Here is a 26946-nt window from a genome sequence, read left to right on the forward strand (position 1 = left end):
TTTAGTGCGGCAGAGCTAAACGAAGCCAGCCGCCGCGGTAAGTGTTACGGCATGCTCAGCCATTCAAGGCCGCCGCGATCTCGCGCGCCAGCGTCTCCGCCCGATACGGCTTGTTCAGCAGCGTCACGTTCGGCCTGAGCACGCTGTCGCGCGAAATCATGTCGCGGGTATATCCCGATGCGTAGATCACCGGCACCGGACGCGTCTGTGAAAACGCCCATTCGGCCAGGTCCGCGCAACTCACCTTGCCCGGCATCACGACGTCGGTGAGGATCAGGTCCACATGCACGCCGCTTTCGAGCACGCTCATCGCGGCGTCGCCGTTGGCCGCGCGCAGCACGGTATAGCGCATCGCCTCCAGGATTGCGACCGTCGAGGACAACACCGACGCATCGTCGTCCACGACGAGCACCGTCGCGCCGCCGGTCTGCGTCATCAGCGCATCGGCGCGCGGGGTCGCGGTTTCGTCGTCGTGGCTGCGCGGAAAGAAGATATCCACGGTGGTGCCCACATCCACCGTGCTCGACACCGCGATATGTCCACCGGACTGCTTGACGAAACCGAACACCATCGACAGTCCCAGTCCCGTGCCATGTCCTTCCGGCTTGGTCGTGAAGAAGGGTTCGAAGGCGCGTTCGAGCACCTCGGGCGGCATGCCCGTCCCGGTGTCCGAAGCGGACAGCCTGACGTACTCGCCCGGCCGCAATTCCTTGCCTTCGCAGGCGGCCGCATCGAGCACTTCGTTCGAACTCGCGAGCAGGAACTTGCCGTCGCCGCGCATGGCGTCGCGGGCGTTGATCGCCAGGTTCAGCAGCGCGTTCTCCAGCTGGTTGCGGTCGACGCAGAAATTCCACGGCTCCTCGACGATCATCGTACCGATCGTCACGGACGCGCCCACCGCGTGCTGCAGCAATTCGCGCAGCTCGTCGAAGAGCCGGCGCGGATTGATGACCACCGGCGATTGCGGCTGCCGCCGCGCGAAGGACAGCAGTTGCGAGGCGAGCTTCGCGCCGCGCTGCACCGCGTCCATCGCGGCCTGCAGGCGCTCGGGCACGCGCTTGTCGGTGGGCGGCAGATATTGCAGCAGTTGCAAATTCCCGCTGATTGCCTGCAGCGTGTTGTTGAAGTCATGCGCGACGCCGCCCGTCATCGCGCCGAGCGCCTCCATCTTCAGGCTCTGGCGTAATTGCGCCTCGACCGCCGTGCGCGCCGCCACCGCCTCCGCGATCTTGTCCTCGAGGTCGTGCGTCAGCTCCCTGAGCTTTTCCTCGGCCACCTTGCGGTCGTGAATGTCGATGATGACGCCGGGGAAACGCATCGGCCGGCCGCTTTCGTCGTATTCGCAGCGGCCCGAGGCCATGATCCACGTCCAGCCGGATTCGGCCGTGCGAATCCGGTATTCGGCCCGATACGACGTGTTCTCGCGCACCGTCCGCGCGATCAGCGAGGTGATGCGCTCGTAGTCGTCGGGATGGATGATGTCAAACGCCCGTTCGATCGGCAGGCCGGCCGTCACCTGTTCCAGCGAGAATAGGAAGGTGCGCGCGAAGCGCTCGTCGCCCTTGACGCGGTTGTGCTGGATTTCCCAGACGAAGGTGCCGAGCACGGCGCCCGAGTTGAGCGCGAGCTGCAGGCGTTCGTCGGCCGCGCGGAACGCCGCTTCGGCCTCGGCGCGCGTGCGCTCCAGCGTCACCCGCACGGTGGTTTCGACGACCACCGCCAGCACGCCGAGCGGCATGCCCTCGTCGGAGGCGATCGGGCTGTAGTGCAGGTCCAGCCAGACGTGGGCCTCGCGGCCCGCGCGCGGCAGCACGAAATCGATGTCCAGGTAGGACAGCGTTTCGCCGCGCAGCCCGCTTTCGACCACATTGCGATTGAACGCCGCCGCCTCGGGCCAGGCGCGTTCGATCGGCATGCCGAGGATCTCCGGATGACGTCCGCCGGAAAACTGCGCATAGGCGTCGTTGTAGAGCAACGTGCCTTCCTCGCCCCACAGCACGGCCATCGGCAGTGCATTGCGCAGCATGATCTGCACGGCGGAACGCAGCACTTGCGGCCATGTGTCGATGGGGCCGAGCGGCGTGGTGCTCCAGTCGAAGTCGCGTATGGCGCGCGCGGATTCCCCAATCCATGAATCGAGCTGGCGGGGATCGGCGGTGTTCGAGGTCAAACGATGGTTCCTTGTGGGTCGGGACATCAGGCGCGCAGTACGGCGCCCGACAGCATAAGGGTTCGGCCGCTGTTTCCATAGCGCCGGAGACCCTGTTTCCGCCATTTTGCTCTACCCAGCAAGGAACCGGCCCACCCGCCCCTTTAGTCGCGCTTCGGCCTGCGTACTGCACGAACCTTGCCGGTCCGGCCGCCGCCGCAGAAAAAGCGCTCCCCGCCGTCCGATTCGAGCCCCGATACCGCCGCGCCCGCGGGCATGTCGAGCCGCTCCAGCACCTCGCCGGATTGCGGATCGATGCAGCGCAGCTCGCTCTCGTCGCCTTCCCAGGTCGCGTGCCAGAGCTCCCCGCCGACCCACGTGACGCCCGTGACAAAACGATTCGATTCGATGGTCCGCAGCACCTTGCCATCTTGCGGATCGACCTGATGGATCTTGCGCGCCTTGTATTCGCCGACCCACAGCGTGCCTTCGGCCCACGCGAGGCCCGAGTCGCCGTCGTTGCCCGGCGCGGGAATCGTCGACAGCACGCGGCCGGTCTTCGGGTCGATCTTCTGGATGCGGTCCTCGGCAATCTGGAACAGGTGCTTGCCGTCGAACGCGGTGCCCGCGTGCGCCGCGATGTCGAACGAGCGGCGCGGCTCGCCGCTCGCCGGATCGAAGGCGTTGAGCGTCTCGCCGGCGGCGAACCAGACGTTCTCGCCGTCCCAGGTGACGCCGTGCACGCCTTCGACGCCGGCAAACGGCCCGTATTCGCGGATGATTTCCGCCTTCGCGCGTTTCATGTCGATGTCCTCCCGATTGATTGATTGAATGAATGAGCGACGACGGCTTCATCCTAGTCATTCGCCAGCGCCGCAGGGAGTAACAAGACCGTCGTGAATCCGGGCATCGGCGGCATGGTCCAGCGGCGCGCCCGGCCGCGCCCGAAGGATTGCACCTTGCCCGCGGCATCGAGCGTGTCGAGCGCGCGCTGCACGGTGCGCTGGCTCGCGCCCAGCGCAAGCGCCAGCGCGGAGCTCGACCACGCCTCGCCGTCCGCCAGATGCGCGAGCAGCGGCGCGTGTTCGTCCTCGACCGGCAACGCCAGCACGGCGACTTCCCGCGCGTGCAGCGGCTGCAGCGCGAAACCGCGCGGCGTGGCGTCGATGCGCGCATGCGGCCGCAACAGCGCGCGCAGCCGGCCCATCTCGACGCGCAAGCGCGCGCGATGCGTTTCGTCGGCCTCGCGGAGGCGGAACGCGCGGGCGATCAGCGCATCGCGGGGGACATCGCCGGGCCAGGCATCGGCGAGCATGCGCACGAGCGTGAACAGCACGGGACGCGTCGCCAGCGATACCGCGCTGCCCCTCTCGCGCACGCACAGACGGCAGGCATCGACGACGAAGGTCTGCGATGCGAATAGCGCTTCCACTTCGTCGAGCAGCAGGAGCCGCTCGCCGTCGTGCGCGATGAGGCGCGCCGCCGGCGTCCGCAACAGCCGCCACGCGCTCTCGACTTCCGCTGCGAGCGCTGGAATACCCGCCTGCTTCGCGGCTTCCCGCGCGCGCCCGAGCGCGTCGCGTGCGTCCGACGTGCATAGACGGCGCAGCGCAAGTCCCGCCGCAAATAGTTCGTGCGCCGCGCGCAGCGCCGCAGGCAGCGCCGCGGGATCCAGGCCGGCGAGCATCTGGCCGGCGTCATCGAGTTGGCCGAGCAGCAACGCGCGCCGCACGTCGAGATAACGCGCGTGGGCGGCGTTCACGGTGTCGCCATGGGCTTCGAGGATGGCGCGGGCCTGATGCAGCGTCTTCTCCGGCCAGCCGAGGTCGCGCGACGCCAGCGCGATTTCCGCTTCCGCGACGATGCAGCGCGAGCGCGCCAGCGCCTCTTTCGCGCCGAACGCGCGTGCCGCGCGCCTGACCAGCACGCGCGCGCGGGTGAAGTCGCCGAGCTGGGCCATCGCGATGCCGCGCAACGCGAGCGCGCCGGCATCCTCGCGCAACGCGATGCGGTTCAGCGCGCCCAACGGATCCCCCGCCGCGAGCGCGCGGGCGGCGGCGGTGATCAACGAATCCATGCGGATGCCGGCACGCGGGTCACTCCCGGAGGGTAGAGGTCAGCGACCAATCTACCACCGTGCCGGACCCGGCTATTTCCCCAGCAAGCCGAACACGGCCACGCCGCTCTTCGTGCCGACGTACACCTTGCCGTTCGCGATCATCGGCGTGATGAACTTGTTGCCGGGGCCGAACTGGTCCCGGCTGCCCGCGTCGTTGCTGCTGTAGAGCGCGTTGCCGAGATTGGTCGCGTCGTACGCGCGCAGGACGCCCGTGCCGCCGTTCTCCGCTGCCCACAGGATGGCGTTCCCCGTGCCGTTCGCCGAAATGGCCGGCGTCGCGCCCGGATAGCCGAAGGTGTAGTAGGTCTGGCTCGTCGGCGTCCGCGACAGCGCAGCGTTCGAGACCGAAAACGCCTTGATGCTGTCGCCGACCGCGCCGAAATAGACCGTGTTGTTGAAGTACGCGGGCGCGCCGAACATCGGACCGGTGATCTGACCAACCAGCTCCTGATAGATGTGATCCGCGTTCGAATCAAACTTGCCCATCGAGAAACGGTTCACGACATAAATGGTCGAGTTCTTGCCCGCCCCCACCGCGAGATGACGCACGTTGCCGTTCACATCGACAAAATCCGGCAAGACCATCGCGCCGCCCGAACCGAGGTCTTCATCCTCGTTCGTCAGCTGCATCGTGTTCGACGGCTGGAAATAATCCTGCACGCGCAGCGGCGAGAGGTTGAGCCTCAGGAAGCCGTTGCCATGGTTGCCGTTGATCGGCATCTCGTGCTCGTTCTGCGTGGGATCGAAGGTGCCGTTTCCATCGAGCAGGTAGATGGCCTCTCCGTCCGATGCCGGTCCCGCGCCGCTCATCCAGATCGCGCCCATCTGGCCGTTCGGCGTGACGTTCAGCACGCTCGCCTGTTGCAGCGTGTTGGCGTCGTAACCCATGACCCAGCCGGTGTACGGCAGGAAGTCGCAATGCGAAGTCCACGCGGTATAGATGACGCCGTTCAGCATCAGCAGGGACGCGCGCTCCACGTACTGGCCCGGATCGAACGTGAGCGTGCCGTTTACGCTGCCCGAGCCTTTGCCGGGATAGGTCGCGCGGATCTCCGTCGGGCCGTTGAACAACTCGGCGCCTGTCGCGAGGTCGAGTGCGTGGATGCGCTGGTGGTAAGCGCCCGCGCCATCCTTCGACATCCCGACGACATAGATCGCGCCATTCGGCCCGCGCGTGCGGTCGATGACCGGCGTCGCCGTCACGCCGATGCGCGGCGTGATCTGGTTGCAGTTATGGTCGTCGCTCGGGTTCTCGCCGCTGCCCAGTGTCGAGACGCGCCAGAGCACCGTGCCGCTGTCGGCGTCGAAGGCATAGACGCTCGCGTTCTCGCTCGCGACATACACCACGTTGTGCGTGCCGCCCGCGATCTTCACGCCGGCGAGAAAGAGCGGCTGGGCATCGACGGCGCCATCGGCGGAGAAAATGGCGAGCTTGCCGAAGGTATTGGAACGAACGTTCGCGGGCGTGAGGACTGTCTCGGCGAGTTGCTGGCCGGTGCGTGCAATGTCGTTGTGCCAGGTGAGGACATCCATGGGACTGGCAGCGGCATTCGTGCTCGCTTTTGAAACGCTGGCCGGCGTCTTCGCTGCCGAAGCCGGATCGCCCCCGGAGTCACCCCCGCTGCACGCGCCGATGATTACCGTGATCAGCACGGCGCCGAGTGCGGCGGTACAAGCGGATAGACGCGCATTCATTTGCAATCTCCTTCAGCGGAAGGCATGGACGGACCAAACGGCGTCGAGCGACGATGGCGTCTTGGCAAAGCAATCGTAATGCCCCGTGTTTTTGTGTCCTGATCGATCCCCGCGATACGCGATGGTGTACGAAAGCCGGCATTTATGCTTCGCCGAACGTTCGGTTCGAAAGAGGCAAGCACGCGTGATGTGCTCCGATTCCGCAACACACTGTTCAGTCGCCAAATTGGAATGTGCCCAAGTGCACATAATTAGCCATTCATTTCGCTTACCGAACGGTTATTTCCTTTGCGGATTGCTAACCTTCGATCCAGAGTCTTTTCAGCACGTCTCGCGCTCATCAGGCTGCGTCTTCCGAAAGTCCCTCCGCCCCGAGTTCTCTCGACGGGGATCGTGAAGCCGTCGACCCGCACGGCTTCGGAAAGTCAGCCAAGGTGCGAGATCAAGTGGATTCCGGCGTACATGCGTGTGCTCCCTCGCGGACCCGACGCTCCCTGCTGTGGAGCATGGCCGCACTCGTCTCGGGCATCACACCTTCATTCACTCATGCGCAACACGGCGGCCCGGGGCTCGTCACGCCGCCCGTTCGTCTCGACGATGTCTGGCTCGTCGATCAGACCGGTGCGAAGCGCCGTCTGAACGACTGGCTACGCGGCGGCGTCACGGCGCTGCAAACGGTCTACACCGGCTGCGGCACGGTCTGTCCGCTGCAAGGCGCGCTCTTCAGCGCGGTCCAGGAACGGCTGCCAGGCATCCGGGCGCCTCGCCGCGTGCAATTGCTATCGCTTGGAATCGATCCGCTTTCCGATTCACCCGCTGCGTTACGCGCCTGGCTCGCCCGCTTTCAGGCCGGTCCCGCGTGGCATGCGGCGACACCGGCGCTGGCGGATGTGGACCAGATGCGCGTGACGCTGTCGGGCAGCAAGACGCCTCTCGGCGACCTCGCGGACCATTCGACGCAGGTCTATTGCTTCGATGCCGGCGCGACGCTGCGCTGGCGAAGCGCGGACCTTCCTCGCGTCGCTGACGTCTGCGACGTGCTCAACGCGCTTGCACGTGCATAACGGACTCATTCACGGAGAGCAGAACCATGCGAGGCATCCGTTCGACAAAGAGCGTGTCCGACTGGCTCGGGCGCTGCATGCGCGTGCTGCTGGCTGTCACGCTGCCGCTGGTCCTTGCATGCATGCCGGCCACGGTCGGCGCGCAGACCTATGGCCCGCTCACGGTGAATGGCACCAACCTGTGCGCCGATGTGAGCGGTGCATCCGTCACGCAAGGCGCGCCGGTGCTCTCGTGGACCTGCTGGGGCGGCAATAACCAGCAATGGCTGCCTTCAGCGACAGGCACCCGCTATAACCTCATCAACCGGAACAGCAACCTGTGCATGGACGTCTCGGGGCGCAGTCTGAACCCCGGCGGCGTCATCATCCAGTGGCCGTGCAGCGGCGGTCCCAACCAGGCCTTCTCGATGGTGCCGCAAGGCGGAGGCTATGCGATCGTCGTGCAGCAAAGCGGCCTGTGCGTGAGTACGTCCAGCACCACCACGCAGGGCCCGCAGCTGACCCAGCAGATATGCGACGGCAGCGCCGGGCAGACCTGGAAAGTCGGCGGCCTGCCGACGCAAAAGCCGCCGCTGGTCTCGAAGTGGACGGCGCCCATCACGCTGCCCATCGTGCCGGTGCAGGCGGCCAATCTGCCCGACGGCACCGTGCTGGTCTGGTCCGCCGACAGCGCGCTCAACTTCACCACCGGCGAAGTCACGCCGGGCAAGACCTACACGGCGATCTTCAATCCCTCGACCGGCAAGAGCCGGCAGGTGATCGTGACCAACACCGGACACGACATGTTCTGTCCGGGCATCGCCAATCTGCCGGATGGACGGATCTTCGTGACAGGCGGATCGGACACGCGCAATACGAGCATCTATTCGCCTTCGACCAATTCATGGTCATCGAGCAATCTGATGAACATCCCGCGCGGCTATCAGGGCAGCGTGACACTGAGCAACGGCAATGTGTTCCTGGTGGGCGGCTCGTGGAACGGCGGCCTCGGCGGCAAGACGGGCGAAACGTGGACCCCGGGCTCGGGCTGGCAGGTCAACGGCGCGATCACCGACGACATCATCCTCACCAACGACGCCGCCGGCATCTTCCGCTCGGACAATCACGCGTGGCTGTTCGCGGTCGGCAATGGACGCGTGTTTCATGCGGGACCGAGCCGCGCAATGCACTGGTTCGATACCGCGGGCAACGGCAACGTCACCGCGGCCGGCAATCGCGGCAACGACAACGACGCGATGAACGGCAACGCGGTCATGTACGACATCGGCAAGATTCTCGCGGTCGGCGGCGCGCCGAGCTATGACCAGTCGCAGGCGACGTCCAATGCCGCGCTCATCGACATCAGCAGCGGCACGGCGGTGACGCGCACCATCGCGCCGATGAGCTACCAGCGCGCCTTCAACAACAGCGTGGTGCTGCCGAACGGACAGGTCGTGGTGGTGGGCGGGCAGACCTTTGCAGCGCCGTTCTCCGATGACAACGCCATCCTCACGCCGGAGATCTGGGACCCGGCTACCAATGCCTTTTCGCCGCTCAATCCGCAGGCCGTGCCGCGCGTGTATCACAGCATTGCGCTGCTTCTGACCGATGGACGCGTGCTGAGCGGCGGCGGCGGACTGTGCGGCACCTGCGCGACGAATCACACCGACGTGGAGATCCTGACGCCGCCGTATCTGCTCAACGCCGATGGGTCCGCCGCGTCGCGTCCGAGCCTCACGTCCGTGCCCACCGACGCGCAACTCGGCACGACCATCGTCGTCAACGCCAGTAGAGGCGTGAGCGCTTTTGCGCTGATGCGTTCGTCGTCGGTGACGCATTCGCTGAACAACGAGCAACGGCGCGTGCCGCTGTCGTACAGCGTGGGAACCGCGGGCGAATATCACCTGAACGTTCCCGCCGATCCCGGCATCGTCGTGCCGGGCTATTACATGCTGTTTGCGCTGAACGCGAAGGGCGTGCCGAGCGTCGCGCGCGTGCTGCGCGTGCATTGAATGAGGCGGCTTTGTGGTGGCATGGCGGGCGCGCTTGCGCTCGCTTGCCTGGCCCTCGCCGCTCATGCGCAGCAGACGTGCAGACCGGGCGACCTCGGCTGTGCGATCTTCATCGGCGAACATCCGCTGCACGCTCATCTGCGCGACGACAATCGCGCGCTGCCTTCATCGACGACCCGCTGCGTCAATTGTCACGCCGCAACGCCGGACGCAGCGGCCTCGGCGGCCTTCGCGCCGCCGCTGACGCATGACGCTTTGCTCGGCGAGACGCGTCGCCGGGGCGGACCGCCGAGCCACTATGACGCCGCCGCGTTCTGCCGTGCGCTCGAAAACGGCGTCGACCCGGCTGGCGTGATCCTGCGCAAGGCGATGCCGCGTTATCAGCCAAGCGATGCCGAATGCGCCGCGCTGTGGAGATTCGTCACGAGCCGATGAGACTTCATGTGTTCGGCTTTGGCTCCACATGGATCGACGCACGAGGAAATCAACGTGTGCCGATCCTTGAACGAGTCAACGCCTGGCTACCTCAGCTAATCCTATAAGTCCGTCGAGCCATTTTTTTCTCATTATTTTTCGTCGTCTTTCTTCTACCTTGCTGACATTCGCGAAACATTTCGCATTATGAAGCGCCTGCTGAACAAGAGTAAAACAAGCGCGACTTCATCCGGATAACAAAAGACGACAAGGGACGACATGGCCAGCACACCGACCGTTTCCATCTGCCTGCCAAGCTGCGACCGGCCGGAACTGCTCGTCGAATGTCTCGATTCCGGTCTTGCGCAGAGCTACCCGCACATCGAGATCCTGATCGGCGACGATTCGCGCGACGACGCCACGCAGCAGCTGATCGACACGCGCTACGCAGACGACGCCCGTATCCGCTATGTCCGCAACGACCCGCCGCTTGGCCAGGCGCGCAATGTCGCGAGCCTGTTCGAACGCGCGACCGGCACGCTCATCATGCTGATTCACGACGACGATTACCTCGCGCTCACCGCCGTCGAACGGCTGGCGTCGTTGTGGGATCTCTACCCGCATCTGGAAGTCGCATTCGGCGACCAGCATGAAGTCGATGCCGCGGGCGTCATCGACCCGCAGCGCAGCGCCACGCTCAATGCCGCGTTTCATCGCACGCGCAGCGCGCGCGGCATGCAGCCGCTTGCCGGACGAACCGGCCTCGTGCAGATGTTTCCCAACAATGGCTGGATGGCGCTCGCGCCGCTGGTCCGGCGCGTCGGGTATCGCGAAGAAGCGGCGGCCTGTTGCGACTTCGTGTTCGGCGTCGAGTTGTGTCTCGCGGCGTCGCATGTCTATTACCTGCCCGAATACGTGTCGTATTACCGCAAGACGGACGTCTCCATCTCGAACAGCACGCGCCTGTCGCCGCGTGCCGCCGCCCTCGTCGCGTATTCGTTCGTGCTCGGCCTGCCGCTCGACGCTTCGCTCGAACCGGCTCGCGCCATGGCGTTGCGCAGGCTCGCGCCGATCGTCGTCTCGCTGCGTGCGCGGCAGGATGCGCCGCGTGCCGCGCTGCGCACCGCGCTTGCTCATCCGGATGCCTACGCGTATGGGCTCAGCCCGCGCCTCTACTACCATCTCGTGCTGATCGCGCGGGCGCTGCTTGCACGGAGCATGCGCCAGCGTTCGGGCGCGCCGCGCTTTCCCTGAGAACGTCCGGCATCCCGAATGAACGCGATAAACATTTTGTAAGGAATCCCGCCGGCGCGGACGTGCTTCCGGGCTAACCCTTATAAAAACAAGAAGTCCTTGTTAACAAGGACCTTTTTCGCCCGCCACCCTTCCCCGCGCCATCGTTGCCTAAAGGGCATCGTTTCGCTGTCGATATATAAGCGGCTGATGAACAACATCGGCCGCGCGACGGGCGAAGCCTCTTCGTCCGTCATCGCGCCCCGCGCCCAACGATGCAGCCCACCTAGAGATACCTATGTTTTCGACCATCAAAGGCCGTCTGGCCTTGGCCATGACCATACTGAGCGCGCTTCTGATCGCGATCGGCGCGGTCGGACTGATCGGCATGAGCCGCTCCAACACGGTCACTCACGACCTGTTCTCCAATCAGATGCCCAGCGCGGTGTCAGTGGGCAACGCAGAAATGTTCATGGCGCGCGAGCGGCTGAGCTTCGACCGCGCCGCTCTCAATGTCGGCACGCCCGCCGCCGAGGATGCGATCGGCCGGGGCGCGCTGATGCGCAAGATCTCCGACGACGCATGGGCCAAGTATTCCGGCCTGCCGCAAGGTCAGGGAGAAAAAGAACTCGCGGACAAGTTCAACACGGAGCGCCTCTCGCTGCAAAAGCTGATCGACCAGGGCTATGCCGACATCCGCGCGAAGGATCAGGCGAAGATCATCGACGATGCCAGCGCCATGCAGGCATCCTTCAACCAGTTCGCGAAAGCGGGCGTCGATTTGCGCAAGCTTCAGTTCGAACAGGCCAATCGGGCGTACGACGCCGGCCAGTCGACCTTCGACCTGTTCCGCACCATAAACATCATTGCCATTCTCGTGGGCGTGGCCGCCGCGTTCTATACGTGGATCTCGCTGCGCAGCCGCATTTCCCGTCCGCTTGACGCCGCGCTCGCACAGTTCGACGCCATCGCATCGGGCGACCTGCGCCGCAGCGTGAGCATCACGTCGAACGACGAAATGGGCCAGTTGCTGCGCGGCCTCGCGGCCATGCAGTCGAGCCTCATCGACACCGTGCGCACGGTACGCGGCGGCAGCGAGTCGATTGCATCGGCGACCAAGCAGATCGCGGCGGGCAACATCGATCTGTCTTCGCGCACCGAGCAGCAAGCCTCGGCGCTTCAGGAAACGGCATCGAGCATGGACGAACTGACCGGCACCGTGAAGCAGAACGCCGACAACGCACGTCAGGCCAGCGTGCTCGCGGCCAACGCTTCGGATATCGCGGGCAAGGGTAGTCAGGTCGTTTCGCAGGTCGTGACCACGATGGGCGAGATCAACCAGAGCTCGTCGAAGATCGCGGACATCATCACGATCATCGAAGGCATCGCGTTCCAGACCAACATCCTTGCATTAAACGCGGCAGTGGAAGCAGCGCGCGCCGGTGAAGAAGGACGCGGCTTCGCCGTGGTGGCGGGCGAAGTGCGATCGCTTGCGCAACGCTCGTCGGCGGCGGCGAAGGAAATCAAGGAACTGATCGACAACTCGGTGGAACGCGTGCAGTCGGGCACGGCGCTCGTCGATGAAGCCGGCCGCACGATGACCGAAATCAGCACGGCTGTGCAGCGCGTGACGGACATCATGGGCGAGATCGCGGCGGCCTCCGAGGAACAGAGCAGCGGTATCGATCAGGTCGCGCGCGCCGTCACGCAGATGGACGAAGTGACGCAGCAGAACGCGGCGCTCGTCGAGGAAGCGGCAGCGGCGGCGCAGTCGCTCGAAGATCAGGCCGGCGCGCTGCGCACGGCAGTGGAAACCTTCCGCCTGCAAGACGAAGGCATGCGCGCAACCGCCTGAGCCTTTAACTGCAAGCGGTAACCCGCGGCTCGCGTTCCGAAGGGAACGCGGGCCGCGTTTGCTTTCAGACCTTGAGTACGCGCTTGCGCTTCGCTTCGCACTTGATGACGGGCACGGAGACGTGCTCGCGCAAGTACTCCACCGTGCGCGCGCACCGTGCGGGCAGCGGCCATTCGGCGCGATGAATGAGCCACAGCGTATCGATGACCGGCGCGCCGCACTCCATGACGCCGATCTCCTCCTCCCGGCCGAAGGCAATGCGCGCATAACGCGGAATCACCGTGAAGCCGAGCCCGCGCGCGACGAATTCGAGGATCAGGCTGATCTGATTGCTGAAGCCCTGCCGCCGCAAACTGCCGACACCGGGATTGCCCGGAAAGCGCCGGCTCAACAAACGGCTGGCGGTGGCGTGCGCTTCGGGATAGTCGATGAAGCCGAGCCGTTCCAGATCGCTCCATTCGTGCACGTCTTCATGCGCGGGCACGACGAGTTCCAGCGGTTCCTCAATGAACCGGCTCGCGGCAAGACGCGGATCGTCCGGCTTCAACGCGACGATACCGAGGTCGTAGCGGCTTTCCAGCACGGCGTCGAGCACTTCGGAATCCGGCGCGAAGCGATGCCGCATCTTCCATTCGGGACGTTGTTGTTGCAGATCGAGCAGCAACGGAAACAGCACGAGCCCGATGCTGCCGGGCGTAATCAGTCCGACCTCACCCGCTTCGTCTTCCTGGTCGGACAGACGCGAGGCGAGGCGCCGGTCCGCCAGTTCCATCTCGCCGCAATAGTCGAGCAGCGCGCGGCCCGCCGGGGTCAGCTCGATGCCGCGCGGACGGCGCACCACCAAAAGACCGAGCTGATCTTCGAGATGACGCAGATGCTGGCTGACGGCGGCCTGCGTGAGATTCAACTGTTCAGCCGCGCGTGTGAAGTTGCCGTGTTCGACGAGAGCGAGAAAGGTGCGAAGCCATTGCGGATTGAGCATTACGAAATCTTATTGAAGCGATAATCGACAGATAGTTTTAATTATAACGAGGTAAGGGTAATCTCTGATGCCTCAACTCACTCGATCGCTTTCAGGAAACTCCCGGATGTCTGCACTTTTCACTCCCTTCACGCTGAAGGACGTTACGTTGCGCAACCGCATCGCCATCCCGCCGATGTGCCAGTACAGCGCCATCGACGGCTTCGTCAACGACTGGCACCTCGCGCATTACACGAGCCTGGCCCGCGGCGGCGCGGGCCTCGTGATCGTCGAGGCGACCGCCGTGTCGCCGGAAGGACGCATCACGCCGGGCTGCACCGGCCTGTGGGACGACGCGCAGATCGAAGGCATGAAGCAGATTGCGTCGGCCATCAAGGCGGCGGGCGCGGTGCCCGGCATCCAGATCGCGCACGCGGGACGCAAGGCGAGCGCGAACCGTCCGTGGGAAGGCGACGACCACATCAAAGCCGGCGATTCACGTGGCTGGGACACGATCGCGCCGTCGGCGGTGGCGTTCGGCGGCGGTCTGCCGAAGGTGCCGGCCGCGATGACGCTGGACGACATCGCGCGCGTGAAGTCGGACTTCGCGGCGACGGCGCGCCGCGCCCGCGAGGCCGGCTTCGAATGGCTCGAACTGCACTTTGCGCACGGTTATCTCGCGCAGAGCTTCTTCTCCGTCGATGCCAACCAGCGCGACGATCAATACGGCGGCGATCTTGCCGGCCGCAGCCGCTTCATCGTCGAGACCTTCGATGCCGTGCGCGAGGTCTGGCCGGAAAACCTGCCGTTGACGGCCCGCTTCGGCGTGATCGAATACGACGGCCGCGACGAAACCACGCTCGCGGAATCGATCGAACTGACGAAGACGCTGCGCGGCAAGGGACTCGACCTGATGAGCGTGAGCGTGGGCTTCTCCACGCCGGATGTGAGCATTCCGTGGGGCCCGGCATTCCTCGGGCCGGTGGCGCAACGCGTGCGCCAGGAAGCCGAGGTTCCGGTGGCGTCCGCATGGGGTTTCGATTCGCCGCCGAACGCTGAACACGCTGTGGCATCGGGGCAGCTCGATCTCGTGATGATCGGCCGCGCGCATCTTTCGAATCCGCACTGGCCGTATCACGCGGCGAAGCAGTTGAAAGTCGAGAAGCCGTCGTGGGCGCTGCCTGCGCCGTACGCGCACTGGCTCGAGCGCTACGCCGTCGCCGAGTGACCAACGCTTCGGCTAGCGCGCCTTGCGGATCGCGGCGTGGGCCGCCTGCGCCGCGAGGTCCGCGTACAGCTCGGCCCACTTGCCGAGCAGAGAACCGTCGTTGGTAAGAAACAGCGGCGCGGTGAGCCAGGCGTTCACCGTGCCGTCGTGCGAGCTGTCTTCGAACACGCGCACATCGCGATCTTCGCTGACGCCCGCCCGCGCCAGTTCGGCGAACGACAACGCCTCTTCCACGTGCGATTCATGCAACGGCACGTCACGCAGCATCGACAACGCGGTGCGCGCCCGGCGCGTCGCGCTCTCGCGGTTCTCGGCAAGGATGAAGATCACCAGCGCGGCAGGCGTCGCCATGCGCAGCCGATACAGCTGCGCACGACAGCGTTCGCTCAGTTGCGTGCTCATCGGACCGGCTCCATGCCGTGACGCACCTTGACGGCATCCGCTTCGGGAGAAATGGCGTAGGCGAGAAACTCGCGCGCGAGTGCGGGCGCGCTCGCCGTGGCGGCGATTGCGCCCGTGAAGACCGTGAGCGTCTGGATGGAGGCCGGCAGCATGCCGAGCACATCGATGCCCGCGATCCCGATCATCTCGCTCATCTGCTGGAATCCCAGTTCCACGTCGCCACGCGCGATCAGCGCGCCGACCGCGACGCCCGGCTGCGCCTGCACGCAACGCGCCGCGATACGCTCGGCAATGCCCCAACGCTCGAATAACTGCGTCAGATAGACGCCGCTCGGACCGGTCGAATAACCGATACTGCGCGCTGCCAGCACCGCTTCGCGCACGTCGGCTTCATCGTGCATGCGCGGATGCGGCGCCCCGGCCTTCACGGCGACCGCCACGCCCGAGCGCGCGATCGGAACACGGCTCTGTGGATCGACGTGACCCGCCGCAGCGAGCTGGTCGATCACGTTCGACGCCAGCACGACGATATCCATCGCCTCGCCTTCCTCGACGCGCTTGCGCGCCGCCACGCCGCCCACGGACTCGATGGCGACGCGCCGGCCCGAGTGCGCCATGAAGGACGCGGCAAGCTCGTCGAGCAGACGGCGCGTGGCCATCGACGAGAGGCCGTTCAGTGCAACATCGGTCATTGCTCGAATCAGTCGATATAGCGCAGGCCCGCCCGTTCGAGCGGCTCGCGCATGCTATACATGTCGAGCCCGAGTATGCCACTCGCGAGTTTCTCGCGCTTTCCGGCTTCGAGCGCCTCGCGCGCGGACGCCTTGTCGAGCACCTGTCGCGCGGACGCGGCCGGCACCACGACGACGCCGTCGTCATCCGCGACGATCACGTCGCCCGGCGTCACCAGCGCCCCCGCGCAGACCACTGGCACGTTGACCGAGCCGAGCGTCGCCTTCACGGTGCCCTTCGCCGAAATGGCCTTGCTCCAGACCGGAAAGTTCATCTCGGTCAGCACGCGCACGTCGCGCACCCCGCCGTCGATGATGAGTCCCGTCGCGCCGCGCGCCTTGAAGCTGGTCGCGAGCAGGTCGCCGAAGAAGCCGTCCGTGCAGTCCGCCGTACAGGCCGCGACCACGATGTCGCCGGGCCGGATCTGTTCGGCCGCGACGTGCAGCATCCAGTTGTCGCCCGGTTGCAGCAGCACGGTCACCGCTGTGCCGCTGGCCTGCGCGCCGACGAAAACCGGCCGCATATACGGCTTCATCAGCCCGACGCGCCCCATGGCTTCATGCACGGTGGCCGAGCCGAGCGCGCAGAGCTTCGCGGCGGCTTCCGCATCCGCGCGTTCGATGTTGCGATACACCACTCCCAGTTCAAACATGATCAACGTCCCTTTGCCTTGAGCGCCGCATCCAGGCGCGGATACACGCGGCGCGCGTTGCCTTCGTAAATCTTGTAGCGCGCTTCGGGCTCGATTTGCGCGGCCTCGACATAGCGCTTCGTATCGTCGAAATAATGCCCGGTTTCCGGATCGATGCCACGCACCGCGCCGATCATCTCGCTCGCGAACAGGATGTTGTCGACGGGAATCACGCGCGTCAGCAAGTCGATGCCCGGCTGGTGATACACGCAGGTGTCGAAGAACACGTTATTGAGCAAATGATCCTTCAGCAAGGGCTTCTTCAGCTCCTGCGCGAGACCGCGGAAACGGCCCCAGTGATACGGCACCGCGCCGCCGCCATGCGGGATCACGAACTTGAGCGTCGGGAATTCGCGGAACAGGTCGGACGTCAGGCATTGCATGAACGCCGTGGTGTCCGCGTTCAGGTAGTGCGCGCCGGTCGTGTGGAAGCACGCGTTGCAGCTCGTGCTGACGTGGATCATCGCGGGGATGTCGTATTCCACCATCTTCTCGTACAACGGATACCAGCTGCGGTCCGAGAGCGGCGGGCTGGTCCAGTGTCCGCCCGACGGATCCGGGTTCAGGTTCACCGCCACATTGCCGTATTGCTCGACGCACTTCATTAGTTCGGGAATGCACGTCGCGACATCCACGCCCGGGCTTTGCGGCAGCATCGCGGCCGGCACGAAAGAGTCGGGGAACAACTGGCTCACGCGATGGCACAGCTCGTTGCAGATCGCGGCCCACGTGCTCGACACCTCGAAGTCGCCGATGTGATGCGCCATGAAGCTCGCGCGCGGGCTGAACACGGTGAGGTCGAGGCCGCGCTCGCGCATCAGGCGCAGCTGATTGCTTTCGATCGACTCGCGCAGTTCATCGTCGCTGATGCGCAGTTCCGAGACGGCGGGTTTCTCCGCCGGGCTCTTGATGCCGGCAATCTGCCGGTTGCGCCAAGCTTCGAGCGCCTTGGGCGCGGTGGTGTAGTGGCCGTGTATGTCGATGATCATCCGTTATTGCTCCAGGGACTAGTGTGCTGCGGTGGTCTGCGCATGCGCTTCGTCGACGTGCGTGCGTTGCGCGACCAGAATCGAAATGGCGGCGAGCGTCGCGGGCACGGCGAGCATCGCGAGGATCGCGCCGAACTCCCAGCCAAGGCCCAGCAGTGCGCCGCCGAAGGCGGAACCGAAGATGCTGCCGAAGCGGCCCATGCCGAGCATCCAGCTCACGCCGGTAGCGCGCGCGACGGTCGGATAGCGGCTCGGCGCGAAGGCGTTGAGGCCGGTCTGCGCGCCGCTCATGCAGAAGCCGGCCGCGAACACCAGCACCGCGAGCGACGACGACAGCGCGCCGATCCATGCCAGGCCCAGCACGCAGATTGCTCCGCCGAGATAGGCGGCGCTGATGACCGGCGCGGGCCGCGCCCGGTCCATGATCCAGCCGACCAGGATCGCGCCGATCGTGCCGCCGATCTGGAACATCGCGGTGACATTGGCGGCCGCCGAGACGGTGAGGCCTGCGTCCTTCATCAGCGTCGGCAGCCAGCCGGTCAGCAGATAGATCACCAGCAGGCCCATGAAATACGTGACCCACAGCGCGGCGGTCAGCAAACCATAGCCGTGCGAGAACAGCACGCCGATCGGCTTCTTGGTGGGCAACGGCGGCTCTTGCGACACGAAGGTTTCGCTACCGTCGAAGCGCGCGCCGCACACGCGGCCCAGCACCTTGCCGATGCGTTGCGCCGTCGCGCCGCGCACGGCGAGCAGACGCGCCGACTCGGGCAGCAGCCACATTTGCAGCGGGATCAGCACGAGCGGCAACGCGCCGCCGAAGATCAGCACCGAGCGCCAGCCATGCACCGGAATCAGCGCACCCGCGACGAAGCCGATCAGCGCCGAGCCGAGATTGAAGCCCGTGAACATGATCGTGATGAGCAGCGCGCGCTTGCGTTGCGGCGCGTACTCGGAGAGCAGCGTGGTGGTGTTCGGCATGGCGGCGCCGAGGCCGATGCCGGTCAGCAGGCGCAGCAACGCCATGCTGGCGGGCGAGTTCGTGAACGCGGTCGCGATGGTGAACACGCCGAACAGGAACACCGAGGTGATGAGCACCCACTTGCGGCCGATGCGGTCCGAAGCCGGTCCCGCCGCCAGCGCGCCGATCACGAGGCCCAGCGGCGCCGCGCTCATGACGAGCCCGAACGCGGGTCGCGAGATGTGCCAGTCCGCGATGATCGAGGGCGCGACGAAGCCCATGATGGCCACGTCCATGCCGTCCGCCGCGACGATGAGAAAGCACAGCGCCACCAGCAGCCACTGGTACGCGGAGATCGGGCGCTCGTCGATGAAGCGCTTGATGTCGATGGTTTTACCGTTGTTCATGTCTGTCTCCTCCACGTGTCGTTCAGTTCTTGCTCTTGTCCCAGTCGAGCTTGTCGGCGCTCTTGCCCGCGACCGAATACAGCGCACCGGGCGCATTGCGGGTCTTCTGGAATTCTTCGAGGGTTTCGCCGCGCATGGCGGCATAGATATGCAGGTTCGAGATGCCCGTCACCGCGCCGAGCTTTTCCAGCATGAAGAAGATGACGCCGTAGTGCAGCAGGCCGCGCCAGTCGCGGCGGCGGATCAGGTCGCGCTCCTGTTCGGAAAGGCCGGCCGCCGCGAAGCTCGCTTCTTCATCGGCCTTGAAGGCTTCGCGATGCGCGGGCTCCACCATGCGATGCAGGTAATCGTTGATGCGATACGCGCGCACGGCGGTTTCGATGGAGAACGGATAGGTGCCGTCGAGCTTCTCGACATCGGTGAGCTCGACCGCCATCTTCTGCCGATGACGCTCGATGATCGCGGGCTTCGTCTCGCTGCCCTCGCCTTCGTAGATCGCCGTGGCGATGCCGGCCATCGACGGCAGGTAGTAGCTGCGATGCTTGCACACCACATTCGCCGACAAGGCGCCGCGCATCGTGAGCCACATGATGACTTCGGCGCCTTCGTAGCCGCCGAGCGTTGCGTACTCGGCGAGCGTCATGTCCGCCAGTTGCTCGGGATCGCGCTCGAACAGATCGAGGAAGCGCGCGTCCCATTCGGTGTTGTTAAAGCCCGCGCGTTCGCCGTGAACCTGATGCGAAAGGCCGCCGGTCGCGAGAATCGCCACCTTGAGGTCTTCCGGATAGCTCTCGATGGCGCGGCGCAGCGCCTGCCCGAGCTTGTAGAAGCGCCGCGCGCTCGGCACCGGCAATTGCAGCACGCCCATTTGCAGCGGCACGAGCTTGACCGGCCACGCGGGCTTGTGCGGGCACAGCATCGAGAGGGGCGAGAAGCAGCCGTGATCGAGCGGCTTGTTCTGGAAGAACGACATGTCGAACTCGTCGCTCATCAGCGACGTGCCGATGTGCGCGGCCAGTTCCGGATGGCCCTTGATCGGCGGCAGGTCGCGCGCGCCGCCGCCTTCGTCCGCGACGCTCCATTCGGGACCGACGCCCAGCGTGAACGCCGAGTAGTGATCGAAGAAGAACGACGTGACGTGGTCGTTGTAGATCGAGATGATGACGTCGGGCTTTTTCTCGGCGAGCCAGTCGGCGAGCGGCGCGAAGTTTTCGAAGATCGGCGCCCAGACGGGATCGTCGCGCTTGTTCTTGTCGAACGCGAAACCGATTGTCGGCGTGTGCGAGGCGGCAATGCCTCCGATGATCCGTGCCATGTGCGCTACTCCTTCGAAATGCGTCGCCGGGCGGGCGTGCTTCAGGGAAAACTGAAGTCGAAGGGTAGCGGAGATCGCGTCTTTGGCGGGACTACGCGTTAACCAGAAGATAGCTTTTATGGAAGGGGGTTCGTGCGCCCGGAACGGTGCTGCGACAGGGCTTTTCGGCAGTTCTTCACGAGCCGCTTCCCGCGTATCGCGATAAACAAAACAGATGGCGGGTGAAGCAGGACGCAAGCGGCGGCGTGGAATCCCTCGTCTGGACGAAAATTCGCACGACCCACGCCCCGCGCCTTTCAAACGTCACATTGTTGACGCAACACTGACGCACCATGCTCACTGCACACATCGCTCGAACCGGCGCCATCCCTTGTTCCGAGTCCCGGCGTCACTGACCTGTGGAGACGACCATGCGTGGCACACCGGCCCAGCCCCCGTCGCAAGGCGCGCAGCGGACCTTTCCGCCACGGCGCGATTTCTCGTCGCTCTCCGTACTCGATCTCCTGGAAGCCAGGGAAGCCCAGCACGTGCAGTTGTCGAATCTCGACAACGTCGTGGCTACGGCGATCGGCCGGTATCTCATTCATGAAGACGACTGGTACGCCAGCCATTCGCCGGAAGAACCCCGTCCCGCCGATGTCGCGAAAGCATCGACGCCGCGCACGCTGGATAACGGCGTCGTACGCGCGTGGTCCTAGCCGTGCGTGCTCGTCTTCGTGCGCGAGTGGGTCGAGCCCGAGCACCTGGGCGGCAATCTCGTTCCGCGCGCGCTGTATCTGAGCGACGGACGCGTCGTCCCGACGTGCGTCGTCCTCGCTCCCGCCGATGAAGAGGCCGGACCGCCCTCCCCCGGCCCGTCCCAGGTGAGCCCGATGGTCGGCGGCGGCTATGCCTGCCTGCGAACCGATCAAGGCATCGAACGCATGGGCACGTTCGGATGCATCGTGAACAAGGACGGATCGTTCTATGCCTTGACGAGCCGGCACGTCGCCGGCGAGCCGGGACAACCCGTGAGCGCTTATGTCGGCGATTCCACGCGCGAAGTCGGCAACGCCGTCAACCTCGGCCTCAGCAAACTTGCCTTTTCCGAAGCCTTTCCAGAGTTCTCGGTCCTGAAGGGCATGCTCAATTTCGATGTCGGCCTGGTTCGCATCAGCGATGTCTCGAACTGGACCTCGCAGGTCTTCGGCATCGGTGAAGTGGGCGAGAGCTATCAGGCGACGGCGGCGTCATTGACGCTCGACCTGATCGGCACGCCGTTGCGAGCGTTCGGCGGCACGTCCGGCGTGATGGAGGGCGAGATCAAGGCGCTGTTCTTCCAGCCGCGCGGCACGGGAGGCATCGAGTATTCGACCGATGTGCTGATCGGCGCCCGCAAGCAGACCGGAACGCGGACACGCCCTCAGGAACCGCCGTTCACCCGGCCCGGAGACTCGGGCACGTTGTGGTTCTACGATCCGCCGGGAACCCCGCGCGAGACTCATCCCGATCGGCTCGTGCATGAGCAGGCGCCGGAACGCGGCGCCCTTGCACGAAGGCTGCAGCCGGTCGCGGTCCAATGGGGCGGGCAACGCTTCCGGCTCCCCGACGGCAAGGCCAGCGCCTTCGCGCTGGGCGGTTTCCTGTCCACCGTCTTGCGCACGCTGGACCTGGAGCTCGAGCACGACTGGAGCACCGGTCACGACGAATACTGGGGCAAGCTCGGTCACTTCGCCATTGGCTGGAAGGCTTGCGAGCTGCTCAAAGGCAAGCTCTCGACACTCATGCTGGCGAACCAGGCGCGGATCGGCTTCGATGACGCGACCTTGGGACAAGGCAAGGCATTCAAGATGGGCAGCAATGCCTACGTGCCGCTCGCCGATGTCCCCGACTACGTCTGGGTGCATGCTCGTCCAAACGAGCCGATACAGCATTTCGCGGACATCGACATCGTCGATATCGACGGTGGCAAGAGCATGCTGGACCGCTGTCATCAGGACAAGCGCAATTGTTCCGCGACGCAGTGGAAGGCGTATTTCGACGGCTTCGCCAAAGCAGGCACAGGTCCCGAAGAAGGCGCACTGCCCTTTCGCGTGTGGCAGATCTGGGAGGCGATGGTGGCCTATCTCGAAGACGGCGACGTGCTGCGCTTCGTCGCGGCGACCGGGATACTGGCGCACTACGTGGGCGATGCGTCCCAGCCGCTTCACTGCTCGTGGCTGCACCACGGCACACCGCCGCTCGTCGAGCATGATGGCCGGCAATATCCCGTCCCGAAAAGCTCTGACGCATTCACGACCTTCTCCGGCAGCGCTGCCGCGAAGATTCACAGCATCTACGAGGAAGGCATGCTCGAAGTGGATCCGGTCGCGATGCTGGAAGGGGTCAACAAGGCCATCGCCGGCAGCGAGGCCGATGCAGGCGCGGCGGCCACGGGTCATGACGCCGCAAGCGCAACACTGGATCTGATGTACGCGGTGCACCAGCGCCTGAGCCCGCAACGCATCATCGATGCCGATGACCCGACGCTGAACGTGCCGCAGCGGCAGAAGCGCCTGTGGGCAAACGATACGATCCGGAAAGCCACGATCGCGTCGCTCGCCGACAGCGTCAAACTGCTCGCTTCACTGTGGGCATCGGCGTGGGCGGCGGGTTCCGGCGATGCATTGGCGAAGAACAAGCTAGTTGCGTTCTCCGAAGCCGAACTCGCCGACATCTACCGGCACGACAAGACCTTGATTCCGAGTCTGTCGCTCGCTGAGATGGCGTCCAGCGGCAAGTTCGAACCACCGGCGGCGACTGAAGCGCATGGCAACGGCGCGCTGCCCGCGAAGACGCCGGCAAAAAAGCGGCGCACCGCGGCGGCCAGAGCCTGAAACGCGCCTCGCGCTGTCCGCTCGATCAACGGGCGATGGCGCCCGCCTGCGACACGCCGTTCCAGTCCGCGCCATACCCGCCGACGGCAGCCTGATGCGCGGCCTTGTGGAATTCCGCGGCCTGCATCTCGCCTTCGGGGAAATAGGCCCAGGCAGTCGGGCTATAACCGGCCTTCTCGGCCTGGACCAGGTCGGCGCGCACTTGCGCGCGGGTAAGAGGCTGTGAACTTGCCTGCGCGAACGCGATGGCCGGAGCGGCAACGGCCAGCGCAATGACGACCCTGACGAGCGATTTCATGGCAAACCCCTGTGTTGCGGCGCGCTGCGCCCACGTTGTACTCGACTTGTGGGAAAAGCTTAGCAGCGCGCCAGGACAGGGTAAATGCCGGAGCGGGCAATCGTGATTGCCCGATGGTCAACCGCACCGGGAAGTCAGCGCGGCGTCATTGAATCGAACGTTGATGGACAGCTTCGTGACAGCATCGCGAGGCTTCAGAAGGTATGCCGGATACCCGCGATGATCGAGATCTGGCCGCCGCCGGCCGGCGGACTGGCCGTGGGCGACAAGGTGGTCGCCGCGAGTGCGAGGGTGCCCGAGTTGTTGATGTGCTCGCCGGTCAGATAGAGCAGGGTCCGCTTGGACAACAGGTACTCGCCGCGCAGCACTTCGACGAGCGCCTTGTTGGGCGACTGATCGTATCTGAGCTGGGCCACCATGCCGTCGATATGAAAGAACGGATTCACCGGCACGGTGCCCGACACCCAGAACAGATTGCTGCGGGGCGTCGCGATGCCGTCGTCGAGGCGCCGAATCCAGCCGACGCCCAGCTTGATGCCGTGGAACTTGACGTAGCCGCCCAGCGTGATGCGGGCATCGGCCTTGTCGGGCGAGGTGAGGCCGCCCCACGTCGCCGCGGTGCCGCCGTAGTTGCGCTCGTAGGAGGTGGCCACGCCCCACGTGTGCGCGTCGTACTTGAGCAGCGCCGACCATTCCCGGCACTGGTTCGACGGCGTGGTCTGCCCGGGACAATTCGTGGCGACTGAACTGTTGCCCGCCACGGCGTCGCGGCCGAAGCTGTAGTTCACGCCGCCTTCGAAGTCGCCGAGGAAGTAGCGATAGCTCACCGAGTTGTCGGCCCGCGCGTTGGCGATGCCGTTATCCAGCGTCGTGATGCCTTGCGCCCCCGTGCCGAACGGGTTGATGAACGACACGCCATAGAAGCGCATCGTGTACTGGCGGCCGAAGGTGAGCCGCCCGTATTTCCCGTCGATGCCCACATACGATTGACGTCCGAACAGACGGCCGCCCTGCCGCGAGGCGCCGTTGGTCGGCTGGAAACCGCCTTGCAGGTCGAAGATGGCGCGGATACCGCCACCGAGATCCTCGACTCCGCGAATGCCGAAGTAGGAGGTAGCGGTGCCGTCGCCGGTGCGCCAGCTGTTGGTGGTGGCGTTCTTGCCCTTCGCCACGTTGTTGACGAACTCCACGCCCTGATCGATCAGGCCGTAGATGGTGACGGAGCTTCCGCCCAATGGCAGCGGTGCGCTCGAAGTCGGGACTTCGGCATTCGCCCACACGGGAACGATGCTCATCAATGCTGCGCAGGTCCACGCTGCGGTCCGGTGATTCATGATCGACGCTGTCTCCTTGACGGGATCCGTACTTGACCTCGCCGGCGCGACAGCAATCGCCTTCAGGTGTGGATCACGTTCTTTTCATGTGTGTTTGTAACGCACTGAAATTCTGCCAGCGGGAGACGGCGTCGAGATTGAATAAAACTGCGTGTCGATTGAAGGAATGGTTAAGGCGTGGGCCCGTCCGGAAAGCGCCGCTTCATGAGGCGTTCAAGCGGTTTCCACGGTCTGCGTGAATTGCAGGACGATGAACTCGGCAGGCCGCGTCGCCGCCAGACCGATCTTGACGATCATCTTGCCTTGAGCGATGTCGTCTGCCGACATGGTGATGTCCTTGCCGATCTGCACGAAGTACGCTTCGTCGTCGGATGCTCCGGCTAAAGCGCCCTGCTTCCATAGCTGATGCAGATAGCTGGTAATCGCGGATCGCACTTTCTCCCACGTCAACGGCGTGTTTGGTTCGAAGACCATGTCCTTCATGGCGTTGTCGACATCGCGTTCGACGCTGTTGAACAGACGGCGTACTGAGATGTAGCGCCAGTTGTCGCTGTCTTCGAGCGTACGGGCGCCCCAGACTACCGGATTGTCATCATTGAACGAGCGGATCATGTTGATCGCGCGGCCGCTGGTGTACTGTGCTTGAAGGTCGTCCGTCACGTGTTGCACCGTGGTGTAGCCACGGGGCAAGGGCATGTTGGCCGGCGCCTTCCAGACACCTCGCTCACGGTCGTTCCTGCAATAGAGGCCAGCCACAACGACGCTCGGTGGAACGTCACGCTTGCTCCAGCTTGACTTGAGAGTGGGATAGTAAACGGCGGCTTGAGAGGTCGATTCCCATCCATCTGCCGCACCGGGGCCTGTGATCTCATAGGGGCCATCGAGGATCACAAAGATCGTTTCAGGCAATCCTTTGACCATCTTCTGCATATCGTGGATCGTTTCATTGTTCGAGACCAGCAATGAGACAATCGAACTCAGCATCGAGGCGCAACTGCACGCCGCCTTGAAGGCGACCGCATAGCATGGCCCTCCTCCCGCTTCGAAGTAAGCGCGAAGACCCGGTACCTTCCGGTCGTTCAGATCAATCTTGCCCGAGTAGTAGTTGACGACGTCAAGCCAATTGTTGAACTTCACAGGCTCGGTCGAGAACTGATCGCTCATGCAGATCAGCGGCACCGCCGTCGGAAGTCCGCCGATAGAGATAACCGGTGAAGCATCTTCCTGAACGTATATGCCTGGATAAGTCGTTTCGATGGTCATCTGGTCTGACTCCGCGTGGGAAATGCCTTTTATTATGCGGAGTGTTTTCACAGACCCTTAACCAACGTCACAAAGTCACGATCCCGGCGCAGATATTTGATTTTTAGCTTGGATTTATCGATCTATCGCTGCCATTTCGCAAGATCTAAACCGAAATGGCGATACGCCGCGCACAGGCCGCTCGGCGTCGCGTGCGCCCTCACCCCCATACTTCCTCCGGCAGCGGCAAGCCTTCGAGATCCGCCGCGCTCAACGGCCCATCCGGCGTCACGCCCTGCGTCTCCAGCATCAGCATGATCTGCCGCGTGTGCTGCGTGGCGTGCCACGCCGTGCGTTCCAGCACTTCGTGGAAGGGCCGCGTGCCGTAGTAGGTCTGCACCGTATAGTTCACTTCGGGGTCCGCTTCAGCGGCCCACCATGCATCGAAGCGGCGATGCACGTCGTCGCCCCAACGGCGGATGTCATCCGCCGTCCACGTCTCGGGCGGTATCTCATCGAAGCTCTCGAAGCGCAGCAGCATGCCCTGCGACGCTTCCATGCCCATCTCGGCAATGCGATACACGTGGTAGCACAACTGCGCCGGCGTGCGCCGCCGGTCGCGAAACGGTTCATGCAGATGCTCCGGCGCAAACTGGACCACGTAACGCGACACCGCGCTCATCACCGTGTCGAGCCGTTGCACGAGCATGCGCGGCGGCAAGGGTTCAGCGAGCGTCGTGCGCAGGTCGAGAAACTTCACTACGTCCTTGAGCGATTGCGCGAACGTGTAACGCGCGCCGATGGACACCACCGGCACGCTGCGCACGCCCAGCGCGATCAACTCGGCCTGCGCCTCGGGATCGTTATGCACGTCGCGCGATTCGAACTCGACGCCCTGCTGGGTCAGGAACTCCTTCGTGCGCAGGCACGACGAGCAGCCCGGCTGCCAGAAGACCTTGATGCGCGCACTCGTCGCGATATCGTTCATGAGTCTCCTCCGTTGCGTTGCAT

The 26946-nt window shown here is 64.7% G+C and carries 23 protein-coding genes; 8 read left to right on the forward strand and 15 right to left on the reverse strand.

Going from position 1 to position 26946, the window contains the following annotated elements; translation table 11 throughout:
* Window positions 1-55: 55 nt before the first annotated feature.
* From QCE83_RS24820 to QCE83_RS24835, 4 genes are all read right to left on the reverse strand, one after another.
* Window positions 56-2170, reverse strand: a complete 2115-nt coding sequence (locus tag QCE83_RS24820) for an ATP-binding protein (protein ID WP_309817593.1) — start codon at window positions 2168-2170, stop codon at window positions 56-58.
* Between the two features lie 143 nt (window positions 2171-2313).
* Window positions 2314-2952 (reverse strand): PQQ-binding-like beta-propeller repeat protein, encoded by a 639-nt coding sequence (locus QCE83_RS24825; protein ID WP_309817599.1) that lies wholly within the window; start codon window positions 2950-2952, stop codon window positions 2314-2316.
* Window positions 2953-3005: 53 nt separating this feature from the next.
* On the reverse strand, window positions 3006-4226 hold the full coding sequence (locus QCE83_RS24830; RefSeq protein WP_309817602.1) for a helix-turn-helix domain-containing protein: 1221 nt from the start codon (window positions 4224-4226) through the stop codon (window positions 3006-3008).
* Between the two features lie 72 nt (window positions 4227-4298).
* Window positions 4299-5963 carry a PQQ-binding-like beta-propeller repeat protein gene (locus QCE83_RS24835; RefSeq protein ID WP_309817607.1) on the reverse strand — a complete coding sequence of 555 codons (1665 nt, stop codon included), beginning with the start codon at window positions 5961-5963 and terminating at the stop codon, window positions 4299-4301.
* A gap of 506 nt (window positions 5964-6469) precedes the next feature.
* On the opposite strand from QCE83_RS24835, the gene QCE83_RS24840 reads away from it, so the two are divergent.
* The 5 genes from QCE83_RS24840 (at window position 6470) to QCE83_RS24860 (ending at window position 12520) form a co-directional block, all read left to right on the forward strand.
* Window positions 6470-7027: an SCO family protein gene (locus QCE83_RS24840; protein WP_309817609.1), complete on the forward strand. Its 558-nt coding sequence runs from the start codon at window positions 6470-6472 to the stop codon at window positions 7025-7027.
* Window positions 7028-7053: 26 nt separating this feature from the next.
* On the forward strand, window positions 7054-9018 hold the full coding sequence (locus QCE83_RS24845; RefSeq protein WP_309817612.1) for an RICIN domain-containing protein: 1965 nt from the start codon (window positions 7054-7056) through the stop codon (window positions 9016-9018).
* A gap of 21 nt (window positions 9019-9039) precedes the next feature.
* A complete protein-coding gene (locus QCE83_RS24850; RefSeq protein ID WP_309817614.1) occupies window positions 9040-9453 on the forward strand; it encodes a hypothetical protein in 414 nt (137 codons plus the stop codon).
* Window positions 9454-9711: 258 nt separating this feature from the next.
* Complete coding sequence (locus QCE83_RS24855) at window positions 9712-10686, forward strand: glycosyltransferase (protein WP_309817617.1); 975 nt, start codon at window positions 9712-9714, stop codon at window positions 10684-10686.
* Between the two features lie 277 nt (window positions 10687-10963).
* Entirely contained in the window at window positions 10964-12520 is a 1557-nt protein-coding gene (locus QCE83_RS24860) for a methyl-accepting chemotaxis protein (RefSeq protein WP_309817619.1), read from the forward strand.
* Between the two features lie 64 nt (window positions 12521-12584).
* Here the strand turns inward: QCE83_RS24860 and QCE83_RS24865 are convergent, their stop codons facing one another.
* A complete protein-coding gene (locus tag QCE83_RS24865; protein WP_309817621.1) occupies window positions 12585-13502 on the reverse strand; it encodes a LysR family transcriptional regulator in 918 nt (305 codons plus the stop codon).
* Between the two features lie 106 nt (window positions 13503-13608).
* Here QCE83_RS24865 and QCE83_RS24870 point away from each other — a divergent pair, with 106 nt between their 5' ends.
* On the forward strand, window positions 13609-14709 hold the full coding sequence (locus QCE83_RS24870; RefSeq protein ID WP_309817624.1) for an NADH:flavin oxidoreductase/NADH oxidase: 1101 nt from the start codon (window positions 13609-13611) through the stop codon (window positions 14707-14709).
* 12 nt (window positions 14710-14721) lie between these two features.
* On the opposite strand, the gene QCE83_RS24875 is transcribed toward QCE83_RS24870, so the two are convergent.
* Genes QCE83_RS24875 through QCE83_RS24900 form a run of 6 tightly spaced genes read right to left on the reverse strand, consistent with a single transcriptional unit; the run spans window position 14722 to window position 20206 of the window.
* Window positions 14722-15111, reverse strand: coding sequence for a hypothetical protein (locus QCE83_RS24875; protein WP_309817629.1), 390 nt, complete (start codon window positions 15109-15111; stop codon window positions 14722-14724).
* Complete coding sequence (locus tag QCE83_RS24880) at window positions 15108-15803, reverse strand: substrate-binding domain-containing protein (protein ID WP_309817632.1); 696 nt, start codon at window positions 15801-15803, stop codon at window positions 15108-15110. Before QCE83_RS24880 ends, QCE83_RS24875 begins: the two co-directional genes overlap by 4 nt.
* An 8-nt stretch (window positions 15804-15811) precedes the next feature.
* A complete protein-coding gene (gene ligK, locus QCE83_RS24885; RefSeq protein WP_309817634.1) occupies window positions 15812-16495 on the reverse strand; it encodes a 4-carboxy-4-hydroxy-2-oxoadipate aldolase/oxaloacetate decarboxylase in 684 nt (227 codons plus the stop codon).
* A gap of 2 nt (window positions 16496-16497) precedes the next feature.
* On the reverse strand, window positions 16498-17523 hold the full coding sequence (locus QCE83_RS24890) for an amidohydrolase family protein (protein WP_309817636.1): 1026 nt from the start codon (window positions 17521-17523) through the stop codon (window positions 16498-16500).
* A gap of 18 nt (window positions 17524-17541) precedes the next feature.
* A complete protein-coding gene (locus QCE83_RS24895; protein WP_309817640.1) occupies window positions 17542-18891 on the reverse strand; it encodes an aromatic acid/H+ symport family MFS transporter in 1350 nt (449 codons plus the stop codon).
* Between the two features lie 22 nt (window positions 18892-18913).
* A complete protein-coding gene (locus QCE83_RS24900; protein WP_309817644.1) occupies window positions 18914-20206 on the reverse strand; it encodes a gallate dioxygenase in 1293 nt (430 codons plus the stop codon).
* A 410-nt stretch (window positions 20207-20616) separates the two neighbouring features.
* Between QCE83_RS24900 and QCE83_RS24905 the strand changes: the two genes are divergently transcribed.
* Both QCE83_RS24905 and QCE83_RS24910 read left to right on the forward strand, forming a co-directional pair.
* Complete coding sequence (locus QCE83_RS24905) at window positions 20617-20904, forward strand: hypothetical protein (RefSeq protein ID WP_309817647.1); 288 nt, start codon at window positions 20617-20619, stop codon at window positions 20902-20904.
* A gap of 6 nt (window positions 20905-20910) precedes the next feature.
* Complete coding sequence (locus tag QCE83_RS24910; protein ID WP_309817651.1) at window positions 20911-23061, forward strand: hypothetical protein; 2151 nt, start codon at window positions 20911-20913, stop codon at window positions 23059-23061.
* Window positions 23062-23086: 25 nt separating this feature from the next.
* On the opposite strand, the gene QCE83_RS24915 is transcribed toward QCE83_RS24910, so the two are convergent.
* The 4 genes from QCE83_RS24915 to QCE83_RS24930 all read right to left on the reverse strand — a co-directional run bounded on the left by QCE83_RS24915 (window position 23087) and on the right by QCE83_RS24930 (window position 26923).
* Entirely contained in the window at window positions 23087-23359 is a 273-nt protein-coding gene (locus tag QCE83_RS24915; protein WP_309817653.1) for a DUF4148 domain-containing protein, read from the reverse strand.
* A gap of 194 nt (window positions 23360-23553) precedes the next feature.
* Window positions 23554-24693: a porin gene (locus QCE83_RS24920; RefSeq protein WP_309817656.1), complete on the reverse strand. Its 1140-nt coding sequence runs from the start codon at window positions 24691-24693 to the stop codon at window positions 23554-23556.
* Window positions 24694-24906: 213 nt separating this feature from the next.
* Window positions 24907-25956 (reverse strand): phage tail sheath C-terminal domain-containing protein, encoded by a 1050-nt coding sequence (locus QCE83_RS24925; RefSeq protein WP_309817659.1) that lies wholly within the window; start codon window positions 25954-25956, stop codon window positions 24907-24909.
* A gap of 199 nt (window positions 25957-26155) precedes the next feature.
* On the reverse strand, window positions 26156-26923 hold the full coding sequence (locus QCE83_RS24930; RefSeq protein WP_309817661.1) for a glutaredoxin domain-containing protein: 768 nt from the start codon (window positions 26921-26923) through the stop codon (window positions 26156-26158).
* Between the last annotated feature and the right edge of the window lie 23 nt (window positions 26924-26946).

This window comes from Caballeronia sp. LZ034LL, assembly GCF_031451215.1.
Classification (GTDB): Bacteria; Pseudomonadota; Gammaproteobacteria; order Burkholderiales; family Burkholderiaceae; genus Caballeronia.

Bases quoted from the DNA above. Each gene is read 5' to 3' on its own strand.
- QCE83_RS24825 (WP_309817599.1), bottom strand. From the start codon at position 2,952: ATGAAACGCGCGAAGGCGGAAATCATCCGCGAATACGGGCCGTTTGCC.
- QCE83_RS24830 (WP_309817602.1), bottom strand. From the start codon at position 4,226: ATGGATTCGTTGATCACCGCCGCCGCCCGCGCGCTCGCGGCGGGGGAT.
- QCE83_RS24835 (WP_309817607.1), bottom strand. From the start codon at position 5,963: ATGAATGCGCGTCTATCCGCTTGTACCGCCGCACTCGGCGCCGTGCTG.
- QCE83_RS24840 (WP_309817609.1), top strand. From the start codon at position 6,470: ATGGCCGCACTCGTCTCGGGCATCACACCTTCATTCACTCATGCGCAA.
- QCE83_RS24845 (WP_309817612.1), top strand. From the start codon at position 7,054: ATGCGAGGCATCCGTTCGACAAAGAGCGTGTCCGACTGGCTCGGGCGC.
- QCE83_RS24850 (WP_309817614.1), top strand. From the start codon at position 9,040: ATGGCGGGCGCGCTTGCGCTCGCTTGCCTGGCCCTCGCCGCTCATGCG.
- QCE83_RS24855 (WP_309817617.1), top strand. From the start codon at position 9,712: ATGGCCAGCACACCGACCGTTTCCATCTGCCTGCCAAGCTGCGACCGG.
- QCE83_RS24860 (WP_309817619.1), top strand. From the start codon at position 10,964: ATGTTTTCGACCATCAAAGGCCGTCTGGCCTTGGCCATGACCATACTG.
- QCE83_RS24865 (WP_309817621.1), bottom strand. From the start codon at position 13,502: ATGCTCAATCCGCAATGGCTTCGCACCTTTCTCGCTCTCGTCGAACAC.
- QCE83_RS24870 (WP_309817624.1), top strand. From the start codon at position 13,609: ATGTCTGCACTTTTCACTCCCTTCACGCTGAAGGACGTTACGTTGCGC.
- QCE83_RS24875 (WP_309817629.1), bottom strand. From the start codon at position 15,111: ATGAGCACGCAACTGAGCGAACGCTGTCGTGCGCAGCTGTATCGGCTG.
- QCE83_RS24880 (WP_309817632.1), bottom strand. From the start codon at position 15,803: ATGACCGATGTTGCACTGAACGGCCTCTCGTCGATGGCCACGCGCCGT.
- ligK (WP_309817634.1), bottom strand. From the start codon at position 16,495: ATGTTTGAACTGGGAGTGGTGTATCGCAACATCGAACGCGCGGATGCG.
- QCE83_RS24890 (WP_309817636.1), bottom strand. From the start codon at position 17,523: ATGATCATCGACATACACGGCCACTACACCACCGCGCCCAAGGCGCTC.
- QCE83_RS24895 (WP_309817640.1), bottom strand. From the start codon at position 18,891: ATGAACAACGGTAAAACCATCGACATCAAGCGCTTCATCGACGAGCGC.
- QCE83_RS24900 (WP_309817644.1), bottom strand. From the start codon at position 20,206: ATGGCACGGATCATCGGAGGCATTGCCGCCTCGCACACGCCGACAATC.
- QCE83_RS24905 (WP_309817647.1), top strand. From the start codon at position 20,617: ATGCGTGGCACACCGGCCCAGCCCCCGTCGCAAGGCGCGCAGCGGACC.
- QCE83_RS24915 (WP_309817653.1), bottom strand. From the start codon at position 23,359: ATGAAATCGCTCGTCAGGGTCGTCATTGCGCTGGCCGTTGCCGCTCCG.
- QCE83_RS24920 (WP_309817656.1), bottom strand. From the start codon at position 24,693: ATGAATCACCGGACCGCAGCGTGGACCTGCGCAGCATTGATGAGCATC.
- QCE83_RS24925 (WP_309817659.1), bottom strand. From the start codon at position 25,956: ATGACCATCGAAACGACTTATCCAGGCATATACGTTCAGGAAGATGCT.
- QCE83_RS24930 (WP_309817661.1), bottom strand. From the start codon at position 26,923: ATGAACGATATCGCGACGAGTGCGCGCATCAAGGTCTTCTGGCAGCCG.